We start from the raw sequence: 13,945 nt of genomic DNA, 5'->3' as shown, positions 1-13,945 counted from the left end.
AGCCGGCCAGTTCGGCCGTAGTGTAGATCCTCCGGGCCGTCGCTGGCCTCTGCCATCCGGCATGGCTGGCCTGGCCCATCCGGGCGCCATGCCTGCGCCGGGAGTGCTATGCTTTTTAACAATATTTAATAAGGAGCATTGCCATGAGTGGAGACCTGGAGCGCCTGCCGGAAGAACTTGCACCGCTGTCAGCCCCGCTGTCAGCTCACATCACGCCGGATCCGGATACGCCTCCGCCCGAGCAGGACCCGCCGAACCAGCCGCCACCAACCGAGAAGCCGCCATCCGAGATCCCTCCGGTGGAAGAACCGAGTGCACCGCCGCCGCCGATCCGGATGGATTGAACGCGGGGCGGCCTGGTGCGGCCGGTGGCTTGTGATGTCGGTGGCTTGTTACATCAGCCGGCCTTCGGCGGCTCGGGCGTGCGTTGCGGGATCTGGCGGATCTGCTCGTCGGTTTCCTTCTCGCCCGGCGATTTCTCGCCACTGCCGATATCCGGCTCGTTCATCATGTGGCCGCCTTTTTCGGAATCATCCGCGGATTGCTTGTTTTGCTGGTCGTTCTTCTGCATGGCGCTCATGGCCTTCTCCTGTGAGTGGGAAATCGGGAATTGGACCCATCCTAGCAAGGCGGCGTTTGCTGCGGCGCCATATTGACGAGACGAACACACCTGTTGCTTGCTTCATACACGCTGTGCTTATTTGTGGTGGCTGTCACAAACGCGTCACTGAAGTGTTCCTATAATTGAGTCAGTAAATCGCTTAGTAATAAATGATTCATCTGGAGATTGTCATGGGTAACTCTTTACACAACAAAATTTATCTCGGCCGCCGCAGCCGCACGGACCGGATCCGCATGCTGCTGGCTGGCGTTGCCGCCGGTCTGGGCGTATTCCTGCTGGCGTTCAAGAGTTTCAAGTAAGCGTTGCTTGCAGGGGCCGTTCGGCCCGCGTACCATGACGGCCGCATCCGCCATCATGGAACAGGTTCAATGAAAGACGAAAAACTCACCACCGACGAATACAACGCGCTGGACGAAGTGCGCCGCGGTATCCAGGGCAGGCCCAGCGCCTGCGTGGCCCGCAACACGAAGCGCCTGTCCGGCCTGAAGATGTTGTCGTTCGCCCGCAATGGCCACTTGTCGCTGACCGACAAGGGCAAGGAAAAACTGTTCCTGCGCCGTTGCATCCTCGGCCTGCGCGCGCTGGCGGACGACGCTTCCGCCAAGGTCGACGACGAAGTGCTGGCTTTCCTCGGCAAGAAATCCCACATCACGCCGGCCGATAACGGCTTCGCCGTGACCGACAAGGGGCGCGAAACCCTGGCCGATATCGAGGCGCAGGGCTTGTAGGCAACGCATCACGACCGGCCTGCCGGTCATCCACTTCTCCCGGCCGGCGTCTGTCAGGGTGCCGGTTCCCCGTGTGCAGGCGCTGCGCTCCCGCGCCGTTCGTCCTAATCCAGTCAAGGCAACGTTCCTCGCAACGAGGCTGCCCAGTCTTGCCCCCGACGGTAGCCCAGGTTGAGCCGTATCAACGTTTATTCCCTCTTTCGTGAGTATTGGTGACTTTTCGCCATATTGCGCCCTGTTAAAATTTCATTTGGTTAATTTCTAGTACAGGGTATCAATGAAACCTTCCTCGTTGCTCACGCGTTTTTCCCTCGTCGCCATGCTGGCCGGCACTACCCTGCTGACCGGTTGCGCGACGCCTTATGTCGATACCATGACCAGGGAAGTCGCGGTTGCCGACTACACCAGGCCGGCCCAGAGCAAGCCAGTGACGGTGTCGTTCGAGTTCCAGACCAACGGCGCGCCCAATAGCCGGGCGACGGAGGCGCTGAAGGCCCAGGTCAGCGAGCAGGTGGCTGGCAGCGGACTGTTCGCCGACGCCGCCGGCGCACCCGACGCGGGCAGGCTGCAAGTCGTGCTGAACAACGTGGCGATCGCGGGCCAGAATCCCGCGGCCGCCGGTTTCGTCACGGGACTGACCTTCGGCGCCGTGGGCAGCACCGTGACCGATGGCTATATCTGCACCGTCACCTACCTGCCGCCCGGCCAGGCGCAGCCGGTACAGGTGTCCGCCCGCCATGCGATCCACACGACGCTGGGTGCATCCGGCGCGCCGGCAAACGCGGAAAAATCGCCGAGCATGGAAGCCGCCGTGCGCAAGATGACCCGCGACGTGGTGAGCACCGCGCTGCGCGACCTGTCCAATGCCCAGAACTTCAATTGAGGAGCCCACGATGAACCGTTTGATGCGTTCGATGCGTTTGCTGGCGATGGCCGGTGTCATGGTTGCCGCTAGCCAGCTGGTGGGTTGCGCCTCGGTCAAGATGGGCCAGCCGGCTGCGTCGGTGGACAATGCCGTCAAGCTGCGCGACGGCAGCGGCAAGGCGCCCGTCGCCGTTGGCGCCTTCGCGCTGGCAGCGGGCAAGCCAGCCTCGCTGGACCAGTCGGTTGGCGTGCGTGGCGGTAACACGCTGGCTTCGCCGATCGACAACTCGTTCGCGCAGTACCTGAAGGAGACGCTGCGCGTCGAACTGGAAGCGGCGCAGTTGCTGGACCCGGGTGCGCAGACCCGCATCACCGGCACCCTGGTCGATTCGATGCTGGATCCAGGCATGAGCACCGGCAAGGGGCGCCTGGAGGCGCGCTTCGTGGTGACGCACGCCGATACGGTGAAGTACGACCGCAGCCTGGCGGTGGAGTCGGAGTGGGAATCGTCGTTCGTGGGCGCCGTTGCCATTCCGGCCGCCGTGCAGAACTACCAGCTGATGTATCGCAACCTGGTCGGCCAGCTGTTCGACGATGCGGATTTCCGCAAGGCCCTTGCCAGGTGAGCGAAAGGTAAGCACTCAGGTAAGCGCTCAGGTGAGCACTCAGGTAAGCGCTCAAGCCCGGCAATGCCGGGCTTTTTTTTCGCCGGCGCCGGTACCACGCGGCCCGGTGCGGCGGAGGGGAGGGATCGCCTTACTTCGCGGCCGGCTTGAACCCGTCGGCGCTGATCTCCAGTTCCGTCACGTCGCCATACTTGGCGGCCACCTTGCGGATGTCGTCGGCCTTGCCGACCAGGACCATCTGCAGGTTGGTGCGCGGGAAGTGCTTGTCCACCAGCTGCTTGGCCTTCGCCGGCGTCAGGCCATCCACGTCGCGCATGAAGTTGTCGATCTGGGCGCGGTCGACGTCCAGCGCGTACATGTCGCCCAGCAGGCTGGCCAGCTGTTCGCCCGTTTCAAAGCGCGGCGGGAACTGGCCTTTCACATAGGCCTTGGCCGAATCGAGCGTGGCCTTGTCGATGCCGCCTTCCTTGCCTTGCGCCCACAGGCGCTGGTAGGTCTTCAGCGCCAGATCCAGCGCCGCCTCGGTCTTGGCCGACGCGGTAAAGCTCGACATGGTGAAGATGCCCGATTGCGCCAGCGGTGCGAACGCGCTGTTGGCGCCGTAGGTGAGGCCGGAGTTCACGCGCAGCTCGTCGTTCAGCCAGGACGTGAAGCGGCCACCCAGCACCGTGTTCAGCACCTGCAGCGGCACGTAGTCGGGATCGTTGCGGGCGATGCCGGGGCCGCCGATGACGAAGGTGGTCTCGATGGCGTCGGGCTTGTTGACGAGCCAGACGCGCGGCTTGTCCGCCAGCGGCTTGCCATAGTCGGCACGCTGCGGCGCCGGACCGTCGGCGCGCCACTGGCCGAACAGCGTTTCGATCTGCGTGCGCATGGCGGCCGGGTCGAAATCGCCGACCACGATCACGGCCGCGTTGTCCGGCCTGAAGTAGCGGCCGTGGAAGCCCCGCACATCGTCGCGCTTCAGCGCCGACAGGCTGTTCACCGTGCCGCCGGCCGGGCTGGCATAGGGTGCATCGCCGTACAGCATGCTGCGGTAATACGTGCCGGCCACCTGGCGCGGGCTTTCCTTGGCCTGTTTCAGGCCGCTGACCTTGCGGTTCTTCAGCTTGTCCAGTTCGGCCGCCTCGAAGCTGGGCTGCTGCACGATCTCCGCGAACAGCGGCAGCAGCGCCGCGGCGTCGGCCTTGGCGAAGTTGGCCTGCACGGTGGTCTGCTCGGTGGCGCTGCCGCCGGACAGCAGGGCGCCGCGGAAGTCGAACGCTTCGTCGATGGCGGCCTTGTCGTGCTTCGTGCTGCCCAGCAGGATCGCGTCGCCGGTCAGGTTGGCCAGGCCGGCCTGCGCGCCATCGTTGACGGCGCCGGCCTTGACGACGGCGCGCACCGAGATCAGCGGCACTTCGCGCCGCTCCATCAGCATCACGGTCAGCCCGTTCGGCAGCCTGGTCGTCTCGAAGCGGGGCAGCTTGAATGCGGCGGACTGCGCGGCGGACTGCGTAGCGGACTGCGGGGCCGCCGCGGCCAGGCCGGAGACGCCGAGCAGGGCGGTGGTGAACACCAGTTTCTTCATCATTCCTCCTTCGCGGCCAGCATGCCGATGGTGCGCTGCGATTTCTTCAGGTAGCGGGTCGCCACGGCCTGGATGTCGGCCGGCGTCAGCTTTTCATATTCGGCGGGCGCGTCGAACAGCTTGCGCCAGTCGCCGAAGAAGGTTTCGTAGTTGCCCAGCTGCTGGGCCTTGCCGCTGATGGTCTCCTGCGCGCGGTACAGGTTGACGAGCTTCTTGTTCTTCACGGCCTGCAGTTCCTGCGCGCTGATGCCGTGCTTGACCACGTTGTCGATCTCGTCGAGCAGCGCCTTTTCCACCTTCGCGCCCTCGACGCCGCTGGCGGCCACCGCGAACACGTACAGCAGGCCCGGGTCGAAGCCGTCGGTGGCATCGGCGCCGACCGAGGTGGCCAGCTGCTTTTCCACCAGCGCCTTGTAGAGGCGCGAAGTCTTGCCTTCGGTGAGCACGCTTTGCAGCACGCTCAGCGCGTAGTAATCCGGGCTGTCCGCGCGCGGCGCCTTCCACGCCACCATCAGGTTGGCCGACGTGGCCGACGGCTTGGCGACGAACAGGCGCCGCTCGCCTTTCTGCTCCGGTTCCACGGTCTTCACGGCGGGCGGCATGGCGCGCTTGGGGATCGCGCCGAAGTAGCGGGTGGCCAGCGCCTTCACCTGGTCGGCCTTCACGTCGCCGACGATCACGGCCACCGCGTTGTTGGGCGCGTAGTAGGTGCGGAAGTAGTCGACGAGATCCTGCTGCGTCCAGGCCTTGATGTCCGACTCGAAGCCGATCACCGGCCAGGAGTACGGGTGGGCGCTAAAGGCCACGCTGTTCAGGTCTTCCATCAGCATGCGGATGTTCGAGTTTTCCAGCCCGGTGCTGCGCTCGGACAGCACCACGCCGCGCTCGCTCTCGACCATCTTCGGGTCGATCGTCAGGTGCGCGATGCGGTCGCTTTCCAGCTTGAAGATGGTTTCCAGCGAGGTGGCCGGAAACCAGTCCTGGTACACGGTCACGTCGCTGCTGGTGTAGGCGTTGTTGCTGCCGCCACTGGCTTCCATCGTGCGGTCGAACATCTTCGGGCCGTAGTGCTTCGAACCGTTGAACATCATGTGTTCGAAGAAGTGCGACAGGCCGGTGGTGCCGGGCGCCTCGTTGCGCGAGCCCACCTTCCAGAAGGTGTACATGTTCGCGTTGGGGATCGTGCTGCTTTCCAGGACGATGAACTTCATGCCGTTCGCCAGCGTGAAGGTCCTCACCTGGTCGGCCGTGAACGCGGCGTGGGCCGGGCCGGCCAGTACTGAAGCGGCCGCCGTGACGGCGATGGCGGCGGCGAATTTCACGAGCTTGCCATGCATATGGTCGGCCCCTTCATTGTCGAAAATTGATGATGCGCAAGCATACGACATTGCCGTTAGAATGTGTAGGACCCTCATTCACTGGAAAGCACGATGGAAAGCGCAATGCACTGGTCGGCACACGAGCTGACGATGACCGTCCTGATGACACCCGACATGGCCAACTTCTCGGGCAATGTGCACGGTGGCACGATCCTGAAGTTCCTCGACAGCGTGGCCTACGCGTGCGCCAGCCGCTACTCGGGCAGCTATGTCGTGACGCTGTCGGTGGACCAGGTCATGTTCCTGCAGCCGATCCACGTGGGCGAGCTGGTGACGTTCCTGGCCTCGGTGAACTACACGGGCCGCACGTCGATGGAAGTGGGCATTCGCGTGGTGACGGAAAACATCCAGCAGCGGCTGGTGCGGCACGCCAACAGCTGCTATTTCACGATGGTGGCGGTGGACAAGGACAGGAAACCCGTGGCCGTGCCGCCGCTGGTGCCGGAAACGCCGGAACAGGTCGCGCGCTACGAGCAGGCCGAAGCGCGCAAGGCCGCGCGGCTGGCGCTGCATGGGGCCAAGAACAAGGCCAAGGGGCAGTAATCGCGGAACCGGCGACCACGTAGGGGCCGTTTTTGAATATTCCCACCCCAAGTGCAAATTCCGGGGGCAGACCCGGCGGGTCTGACCCCAGCAGTTCGCTCTTGGGGTGGTTGCAGCCGCTAACGGCGGGCCAGGGGCGCAAAGCAAGCCTGTCACCGTTTTTGGTCACACGTGCTGCGGGTCAGCGCTGCCGGCCGTACGAAGGCGGTTTGACGGCGCGGCGCCGCTTCGGGTAGACCAGGGTGCGCACCGCCACTTCGAGCGGCACGCGCATCGAGGCGAGGAACTGGGCGGACTTGCGGATGCCCACTTCGGGCAGCGCCGTCACGGCCTGGTCGACCAGGTCGCGCATCTTGTGGTTGGTGCGAGCATGTTGCGGCTTCAGCAGAAATTCTTTCTTGGCTCGAGCATTCATTATTGTCATCCCCGTTCTGACGCGTTTTCCGTACCGGCCGGCGATCATGCGGACAGGGGCAATGGCTCGGGCTCCTGCTCCGGCGCGCACGCGTGGCCGCTCCTGATCATCCGCTCGAATTCCTCGGCCGGCACCGGCCGGCTGAAATGATAGCCTTGCATTTCATCGCAGCCATGGGCGCGCAGGAAGTCGAGCTGAGCCGTTGATTCTACCCCTTCGGCGATGACCCGCAACTTGAGGTTGCGGGCCAGCGCGATGATCGACACGACGATCGCCGCCTCGTCGGCATCGCTGGCGATGTCGGCCACGAACGAGCGGTCGATCTTCAGCACGTCGATCGGGAAGGTGCGCAGGTACGAGAAGCTCGAGTAGCCGGTGCCGAAGTCGTCGATCGACAGCGCCACGCCCAGCGCCTTCAGCGCGTGCAGCAGGTCGACGGCCTGCGCCACGTCGTCCACGAACAGGCTTTCCGTCAGCTCCAGGTCCAGGCAGGCCGCCGGCAGGCCGGTGCCGTCCAGCACCGCGGCGATCGATGCCACCAGGTCCGGCTGCGCGAACTGGCGTGCCGACAGGTTGACGGCCACGCGCAGCGGCGCCAGCCCGTCCGCTTCGCGCATGGTGTTCCAGGCCCTGGCCTGCGCGCACGCGGTACGCAGCACCCAGGCGCCGATCGGCACGATCAGCCCGGTCTCCTCGGCCAGCCCGATGAAGCGCTGCGGCGGCACCACGCCCAGCTCCGGGTGCCGCCAGCGCAGCAGTGCTTCCATGCCGACGATGTGCCCGCTGGCCAGGTCGACCTGCGGCTGGTAGTGCAGCACGAACTCGCCGCGCTCCAGCGCGTTGCGCAGCGCGCCCTCGATGCGCAGCCGCTCGCGGGTTTCCTCGTTCATCGCGCCATGGTAGAACTGCCAGCGGTTGCGGCCCAGCTTCTTGGCCGCATACATGGCGATGTCGGCATGCTCGATCAGGTGCTCGGCCGGCGTGCCGTCCGCCGCGTAGGCGGCCACGCCGATGCTGCAGGTGACGCAGAATTCCTTGCCTTCCAGCGTCATCGGCTGGGCCAGGGCGGCCATGATGCGGTCGATCACGTCCGGCGCCAGCGCCTCGTCCGCATGCTCGGACAGGATCGCCACGAACTCGTCGCCGGACAGCCGTGCCACGGTGTCCGTTTCCCGCACCGAGGCGCGCAGGCGCCCGGCGATGGTGCGCAGCAGCTGGTCGCCGGCCTTGTGGCCCAGCGTGTCGTTGACGAACTTGAAGCGGTCCAGGTCGATCAGCAGCACCCACATGCGGCGCCCGCCGCGGTTGGCGTAGGCGATGGCTTGCGCCAGCCGGTCCTGCAGCAGGATACGGTTCGGCAGGCCGGTCAGCGCGTCGTGGTGGGCGATGTGCCGGATGCGCTGTTCGGTGAGCTTGCGTTCCGTGATGTCGCTGCCGGTGCCGCGGTAGCCGCGGAAATCGCCCTGCGCGTCGTAGACCGGTTCGCCGGTGGACTGGAACCAGCGTGTCAGGCCATCCTCGCCGGTGATCTCGTGTTCCAGGCCGGCGAACGGCAACCGGGCCTGCAGCAGCGCGTGGTGCTCGCGCCCCGTCTTCGATTCGAGGAAGTCGGGCCGGATCTGCCAGCGCGTGCGGCCGATGTAATCCTTGCGCTGCACGTGCGCCTTCTCGAAGAAGCCGTCCGTGATGTGGGTGAAGCAGAAATTGGCGTCCTGCTCCCAGTACCAGTCGGAAGACAGGGCAAGCAGGCGGCGGAAGCGGTGCTCGCTTTCCTGCAGCGCGCGCTCGGTGCGCTTGCGCGCGGCCACGTCGTCGTTCAGCCGCGCGTTGCTGCGCTGCAGGTCGGCGGTGCGCTCGTCGACCAGCCATTGCACGCGCCGCGAGCGCTGCTCCAGCGTGTGCACCAGGGCGGCCGCCAGCAGCGAGAACAGCAGGCCGCCCACCAGCGCGATCAGCGAGCCGGCGTGATCGGCCAGGAACGGGCGGGGCAGGGCATCCACGCGCACCTGCCAGCTCTGGCCCAGCAGGTCGAAGCGTTTCGCCACGTGCTGCGGGTGGTGGAACGCCAGCCAGGGCGGCGCCTCGAACCAGCGCCGGTCGTCGGCATCGGCTTCGGCGCCGGTCGTGTACACCAGGTCCGCGTCGTCGCCGGCGTACACCCGCAGCAGCAAGTTCGGGTCGTCCAGCAGGCCGCCATCCTGCAGGATCGTGTGGACCAGGTGCGGGGCGCGCACCAGGGCGGCCGTGTCGCCGATCCAGGCGGCGCGGCGCTGTTGCGGCGTGTCGGCCGGCATGCCGGGCCGGTACAGCGGCACCAGCAGCACGAAGCTGTCGCGCCGCGCCGGCTGCAGCACGCTGACGAGCGGGGTCGCGGCGGGCTTGCCGGTGTGTAGCATGCGCTCGGCCGTCGGCGGCGTGGCGGACAGTGGCCACACGTCCAGCCCGAGGCTGCCGTGGTGCGCCGGGAGGGGGGCGAACATTTCCGTGACGAGGTAGCGCTCGCGCACGGGCGCGGGGACCACGCGGCCGGCACGCAAGTCGGTGACCGTGAAGCCGGGATGGCCGGGCGCCATGCGCGCCTCGAAGGCCAGCCGCTCCTCGTGCGTCATCCAGTGCTGGTGGCTCAGCGACATGATGAAAGGGTGGCGTTGCAGCAGAGGCTTGGCAAAGTCGCCGAACTGCTGCTGCGTCACGTCGGGCATGGTGCGGAACAGCTGGTTGGCCACCGTGAGCGCTTCCACGGCGTCGTCCAGGCCGCGCCGGATCGCCGCCACGCGCAGGCTGGCGCGCTGCTGGAAGCTTTCCGTCAGCTTGCCGTATTCGAGCGCGGCGACGGCCAGGAACAGGGCGCCGGTCACGCACAGGCCGGCCGCGAGCGTGACTGCCGCCGCCAGCGATACCGGGGTAAACCTGCGTGCCATGGAACTCCTGTCGTTTCAACTCAACCGTCGGGCAAAACGAGCCCGGCTGTCAGTGTGTCACAAAACCCGGCAGTTGCCGACAGGAATGTAGTGAATAGGAACTATGTGTTGTCGCTTTGCACCACTGACTGCACCAGTTCGTTGCACCGGTTCCATGCATCTCTTCCATGCATCAGCGGGAGCCACGGCGGCGCAGGCGCGCGACCACCCAGTGCGCCAGCAGCCGGTTCAGCGGCGCCAGCCCGGGCCACAGCGCGCCGCACAATGCCACCCGCTGCACCAGCCGGTGCGCGCGGCTGGCGGGGCGGGGCCGCGCCGCCGCGGCCGGCCGCAGCGCGAACAGGATGTGGTTGTTGCCGGCAATGCCACGGAACTGGCAGACGTTGTCGCTGAAGGCCTGGCGCAGCCGGTGCTCCATCGCGCCGTAATGCGGGTCGTAGCTGAACATGTTGGCCACCAGCAGCCCGTCGGGTTTCAGCGCGCGGCGGCAATCGGCGTAGAAGCGCGCACTGCCCAGGGCGGGCGGCAGGCCGGCGGCATCGAACCCATCGACCAGCAGCACGTCCGCGCTGCCGGCCAGCAGGGGCATGTGGCGCGCCGCGTCGGCGTGGATCACGCGGAAGCGTGCGCTGTCCGGCGGCACGGCGAAATGCTCGCGCAGGGCGATCACGTCGGCCGACAGTTCCAGCACCGTGATGCGGGCCGCGGGCAGGTAGCGGTGGCAGAACTTGGCCAGCGAGCCGCCGCCCAGGCCCACCATCACGATGTGCGCCGGGCGCGGCTTGAACAGCACGAAGCACATCATGGCCCGCGCATAGGCCAGCACCAGGCGGTCCGGATCGGCCAGGTCCATCTGACTCTGCACTTCGCCCGGCACGAATTCCAGCGTCAGGCGGCCCTTGCGGCGGCTGAGGACAGGCGCGGCAGGCGCCACGGGCGCCCGGCCGGAGGCGGGATCGAAGGACTGGCTCATGGAAATGGCATCCGGACCTGCTGGCATGGTTGGTGTCGGGAACGCTTTCTGCTAAGCTCTCGGGCTCGCCGAAAGTGTAACCCTGGCGGCCGGGTTTGCATCACAATACGCGAAAACTACGCGAAAACGTTTTATCGGTACACCAGCGGGCCGCGGCGGCCCACGGCTCTCGATGGAGAATTCTGATGTTCCTGGATCACCCGACCATTACCGCGACCAACAGCTTCACGGAGCCCGACCGCATCGAGCGCCTGAACCGCGTCTACGGCTATGCGGCCGCGCTGGCCGATGCGGCCGGCCGGCAAAACTTCATCGAGAAATGCAGCCAGCTGCATGACCACAAGGGCACGCTGATCGTGTTCTGGCACGAGGCGCCCAGCGAGGAAGAGAAGCGGTTCTTCGCGCTGGCCTGGGCATCCAAAGTGGGCGACGGTACCGACAACGTCGAGCACGAGATCTGACGTGGACGTCAGGACCCTCGTTCTCACTCTCGCACTCGGCAACCTGGCGCTGTGCGCAGCGCTGTTCTTCCACGATACCGACAACCGCCAGCGCGGCGGGCTGGCCAGCTTCGCGCTGGCGCGGCAATTCCAGTCGGTGGCCTGGCTGCTCCTGTATTTCCGTGGCGTGATTCCCGAACCCCTGGCCGGCCCGATCGCCAACCTGCTGCTGTTTACCGGCGTGGCCTTCGATGCCGGCGCGCTGTGGGAGCGCGCCGGCTACCCGGGCTGGCGGCGCGCCGTGCTGCCGGCGCTGGGCGTGGCCGCGGCGGCCTGGCTGGCCTGCTACGTGGGCGGGGTGGATGCCGGCGTGCGGGTGGCGGCCGGGTCGGCCATCGTCGGCGCGTTCTACCTTGCCGGCGCCGCGGCCCTGGTGTCCGGCTGGCGCCAGGCCTCGATGCTGCGGCGCTTCATGGCGGTGGCCCTGGCCGTGCTGGGGCTGGCGATCGCCGGCCGCGGCCTGCTGGCCATGGCGATGGCGCTATCCCTGGTGCGGGGCTGGGCCGGTGTCGAGGCGGTGCACCTGCAGGGCGTGGGCTATGTGGCGTTCTACCTGGCGATGCTGATCGGCGGCGTCGGCTACCTGTTGCTGGCGCGCGAGACGCTGCAGGGCGAGCTGGCGCGCCTGGAAGTGGTGGATGCGCTGACGGACGTGCCGAACCGGCGCGGCTTCTACGGCGCGCTGGCGCCCTGGCTGGCGCTGGCGCGCCGCCCCGGCACGCCGACCGCGCTGCTGATCCTGAACCTGGACGGCTTCAAGCGCGTCAACGACCACTACGGCCATGCCGTGGGCGACAAGGTGCTGAAGGCCATGGTCGAGGCATGCCGGCGCCAGTTGCGCGACAGCGACATGATGGGCCGGCTGGGCGGCGCCGAGTTCGCGGTCCAGCTGCCGCGCACCACGCTGGCCGACGCCGTCCTCGTGGCCGAGCGCATCCGCGCCTCGATCGAGGCGAATCCCGTCAAGGCCGAGCGGGCCGTGATCTCGCTGACCGCCAGCCTGGGCGTGACGACGATGCGCGCCGACGATTCCACCGTCAGCCTGTTCAAGCGCGCCGACGAGGCGCTGCAGGCGGCCAAGCTGCGCGGCCGCAACCGCGTGGTGGCGGCGCCGCCGCCGGGGGAAGCCGAGGGTACCGGCACCTGACGCCCGCCCGGTTGCGGGGGCGGGGAGGGGGCACGGCACGCGATCCTGTCATCAGGCTGTCATGCGGGCGGTCTAATGTGATAGGATTTTCTATATAAACAATATAAATGGATTCCCCGATGTATGCAGCGGTCGATCTCGGATCGAACAGTTTCCGCCTGTCGATAGGCAAACACGATGGCGACACGATCCGCGTGCTGAAGAGCATGCGCGAACCGATCCGGCTGGCCGCCGGGCTCGATGCCGCCGGCAACCTCACCGAAGCGGCCCAGCAGCGCGCCATCGCCTGCCTGCAGAACTTCGCCATCACGCTGTCGGCCTACCAGCTCGACGCGGTGCGCGTAGTGGCCACCTCGACCATGCGCCAGGCGCAGAACATCGCCACCTTCCTGCCGCAGTGCGAGGCGGCGATCGGCTTTCCGATCGAGATCATTTCCGGCGAGGAAGAAGGCCGGCTGATCTACATGGGCGTGGCCAGCGCGCTGGCCCAGCCGGGCGAGCGGCGCCTGGTGGTCGACATCGGCGGCGGCTCGACCGAGCTGATCCTCGGGCGCGGCTTCGACATCGAGCGGGTCGAGTCGTTCAGCGTGGGCAGCGTGAAGCAGAGCCTGGCGTTCTTCGTCAACGGCTATGTCGACGCGCCGTCGTACGAGGCGGCGATCCTGTCGGCGCGCAGCCATTTCGAGGATGGCGCGCCGCCGTACATGCCGCAGTACTGGAAGCGCGCCTACGGTTCGTCCGGCACGATCCGGTCGATCGCCGAGGTGATCGAGAAGAACGGCCTGGGCAAGGGCATCACGCCGGACAGCCTGGATGCGCTGAAGAAGCGCTTCATCGCGCTGGGCCATGTCAACCGCATCGACCTGCCGGGCCTGCGCCCGGACCGGGCATCGACGGTGGTGGGCGGCCTGGCCATCCTGATCGGCGTGATGCACGAACTCGATATCGAGGAACTGACCCCCATCGAGGCCGGCCTGCGGATGGGCGTGATGTGGGACCTGACCATGCGCGAGATGCGGCGCGACCGCCGCGACCAGTCGGTGCGCGACTTCGCCCGCAAGTTCCATGTCGACGAGGCCCGCGCGGCCCGCGTGGCGGACGATGCGCAGGCGCTGCTGGACCAGCTCAAGCCATCCGGCGAGGCCACCGGCCGGCTGCTCTACTGGAGCGCCCTGCTGCATGAAACGGGGCAGGCCGTGTCGCAGACCGGCCACCACAAGCATGCCGCCTACCTGATCGAGAACGCCGACCTGCCGGGCTTCACCACCCGCGAGCAGCGCACCATGAGCCGGCTGGTGCTGGCGCAGAAGGGCAACCTGCGCAAGGTCGAGGAATTCCTGGCCGACGGCGACTTCGCCCGTGCCGTGGTGGCGCTGCGGCTGGCGATCGTCTTCATGCATGCCCGCATCGCCGTGGCCGACGCGCAGCCGAAGCTGCGGATGAAGAACCGCATCGAACTGGAATTGCCGCGTGCGCTCGTCAGCGGGCATCCGACCCTGTCGTTCTGGATCGAGAAGGAACAGGAGCACTGGGACGAGGTGGGCGTGGACCTGGGGCTGCGGACGGGAACCTGAAGACGGGAACCTGAAGACTGGAACCAGGGGAGCCGGAACCGCGAATGTCGTGCCGGGAGGGCCTGCCGGCCACGGCGGGGCCT

At 66.9% G+C, this 13,945-nt stretch carries 15 protein-coding genes; 9 read left to right on the top strand and 6 right to left on the bottom strand.

Annotated elements, in window-relative coordinates:
* The first annotated feature begins 143 nt into the window (after positions 1-143).
* Positions 144-344: a hypothetical protein gene (locus tag EYF70_RS18135; protein ID WP_131146658.1), complete on the top strand. Its 201-nt coding sequence runs from the start codon at positions 144-146 to the stop codon at positions 342-344.
* A gap of 53 nt (positions 345-397) precedes the next feature.
* Here the strand turns inward: EYF70_RS18135 and EYF70_RS18130 are convergent, their stop codons facing one another.
* A complete protein-coding gene (locus EYF70_RS18130) occupies positions 398-580 on the bottom strand; it encodes a hypothetical protein (protein ID WP_131146657.1) in 183 nt (60 codons plus the stop codon).
* A 212-nt stretch (positions 581-792) separates the two neighbouring features.
* Here EYF70_RS18130 and EYF70_RS31855 point away from each other — a divergent pair, with 212 nt between their 5' ends.
* From EYF70_RS31855 to EYF70_RS18115, 4 genes are all read left to right on the top strand, one after another.
* On the top strand, positions 793-921 hold the full coding sequence (locus EYF70_RS31855) for a hypothetical protein (protein WP_259772400.1): 129 nt from the start codon (positions 793-795) through the stop codon (positions 919-921).
* 69 nt (positions 922-990) lie between these two features.
* The gene (locus tag EYF70_RS18125; RefSeq protein WP_131146656.1) at positions 991-1,350 is read left to right on the top strand and encodes a hypothetical protein; all 360 of its coding nucleotides are present in this window, start codon (positions 991-993) and stop codon (positions 1,348-1,350) included.
* Positions 1,351-1,627: 277 nt separating this feature from the next.
* Entirely contained in the window at positions 1,628-2,233 is a 606-nt protein-coding gene (locus tag EYF70_RS18120; RefSeq protein ID WP_131146655.1) for a hypothetical protein, read from the top strand.
* Positions 2,234-2,243: 10 nt separating this feature from the next.
* A complete protein-coding gene (locus EYF70_RS18115) occupies positions 2,244-2,840 on the top strand; it encodes a hypothetical protein (protein ID WP_229420443.1) in 597 nt (198 codons plus the stop codon).
* A gap of 130 nt (positions 2,841-2,970) precedes the next feature.
* On the opposite strand, the gene EYF70_RS18110 is transcribed toward EYF70_RS18115, so the two are convergent.
* Both EYF70_RS18110 and EYF70_RS18105 read right to left on the bottom strand, forming a co-directional pair.
* Positions 2,971-4,413 carry a M16 family metallopeptidase gene (locus EYF70_RS18110; RefSeq protein ID WP_131146654.1) on the bottom strand — a complete coding sequence of 481 codons (1,443 nt, stop codon included), beginning with the start codon at positions 4,411-4,413 and terminating at the stop codon, positions 2,971-2,973.
* On the bottom strand, positions 4,410-5,747 hold the full coding sequence (locus tag EYF70_RS18105) for a M16 family metallopeptidase (RefSeq protein ID WP_131146653.1): 1,338 nt from the start codon (positions 5,745-5,747) through the stop codon (positions 4,410-4,412). Before EYF70_RS18105 ends, EYF70_RS18110 begins: the two co-directional genes overlap by 4 nt.
* 105 nt (positions 5,748-5,852) lie before the next feature.
* Here EYF70_RS18105 and EYF70_RS18100 point away from each other — a divergent pair, with 105 nt between their 5' ends.
* Positions 5,853-6,332: an acyl-CoA thioesterase gene (locus EYF70_RS18100; RefSeq protein ID WP_131149183.1), complete on the top strand. Its 480-nt coding sequence runs from the start codon at positions 5,853-5,855 to the stop codon at positions 6,330-6,332.
* A 181-nt stretch (positions 6,333-6,513) separates the two neighbouring features.
* On the opposite strand, the gene EYF70_RS18095 is transcribed toward EYF70_RS18100, so the two are convergent.
* From EYF70_RS18095 to EYF70_RS18085, 3 genes are all read right to left on the bottom strand, one after another.
* Positions 6,514-6,747: a hypothetical protein gene (locus EYF70_RS18095; RefSeq protein WP_229420442.1), complete on the bottom strand. Its 234-nt coding sequence runs from the start codon at positions 6,745-6,747 to the stop codon at positions 6,514-6,516.
* Positions 6,748-6,791: 44 nt separating this feature from the next.
* A complete protein-coding gene (locus EYF70_RS18090; protein WP_131146651.1) occupies positions 6,792-9,668 on the bottom strand; it encodes a bifunctional diguanylate cyclase/phosphodiesterase in 2,877 nt (958 codons plus the stop codon).
* Between the two features lie 172 nt (positions 9,669-9,840).
* Positions 9,841-10,641 carry a methyltransferase domain-containing protein gene (locus EYF70_RS18085; protein WP_131146650.1) on the bottom strand — a complete coding sequence of 267 codons (801 nt, stop codon included), beginning with the start codon at positions 10,639-10,641 and terminating at the stop codon, positions 9,841-9,843.
* Between the two features lie 185 nt (positions 10,642-10,826).
* On the opposite strand from EYF70_RS18085, the gene EYF70_RS18080 reads away from it, so the two are divergent.
* The 3 genes from EYF70_RS18080 (at position 10,827) to EYF70_RS18070 (ending at position 13,862) form a co-directional block, all read left to right on the top strand.
* The gene (locus EYF70_RS18080) at positions 10,827-11,102 is read left to right on the top strand and encodes a hypothetical protein (RefSeq protein WP_131146649.1); all 276 of its coding nucleotides are present in this window, start codon (positions 10,827-10,829) and stop codon (positions 11,100-11,102) included.
* A 1-nt stretch (position 11,103) separates the two neighbouring features.
* The gene (locus EYF70_RS18075) at positions 11,104-12,288 is read left to right on the top strand and encodes a GGDEF domain-containing protein (protein ID WP_131146648.1); all 1,185 of its coding nucleotides are present in this window, start codon (positions 11,104-11,106) and stop codon (positions 12,286-12,288) included.
* A 119-nt stretch (positions 12,289-12,407) separates the two neighbouring features.
* Positions 12,408-13,862: a Ppx/GppA phosphatase family protein gene (locus EYF70_RS18070; protein ID WP_131146647.1), complete on the top strand. Its 1,455-nt coding sequence runs from the start codon at positions 12,408-12,410 to the stop codon at positions 13,860-13,862.
* The last annotated feature ends 83 nt before the right edge of the window (positions 13,863-13,945 follow it).

The sequence above is a fragment of the Pseudoduganella albidiflava genome (assembly GCF_004322755.1).
Lineage (GTDB): Bacteria > Pseudomonadota > Gammaproteobacteria > Burkholderiales > Burkholderiaceae_D > Rugamonas > Rugamonas albidiflava.
Note: the sequence above shows the minus strand (reverse complement) of the source record. Positions and strands in the feature narration are given on the sequence as shown.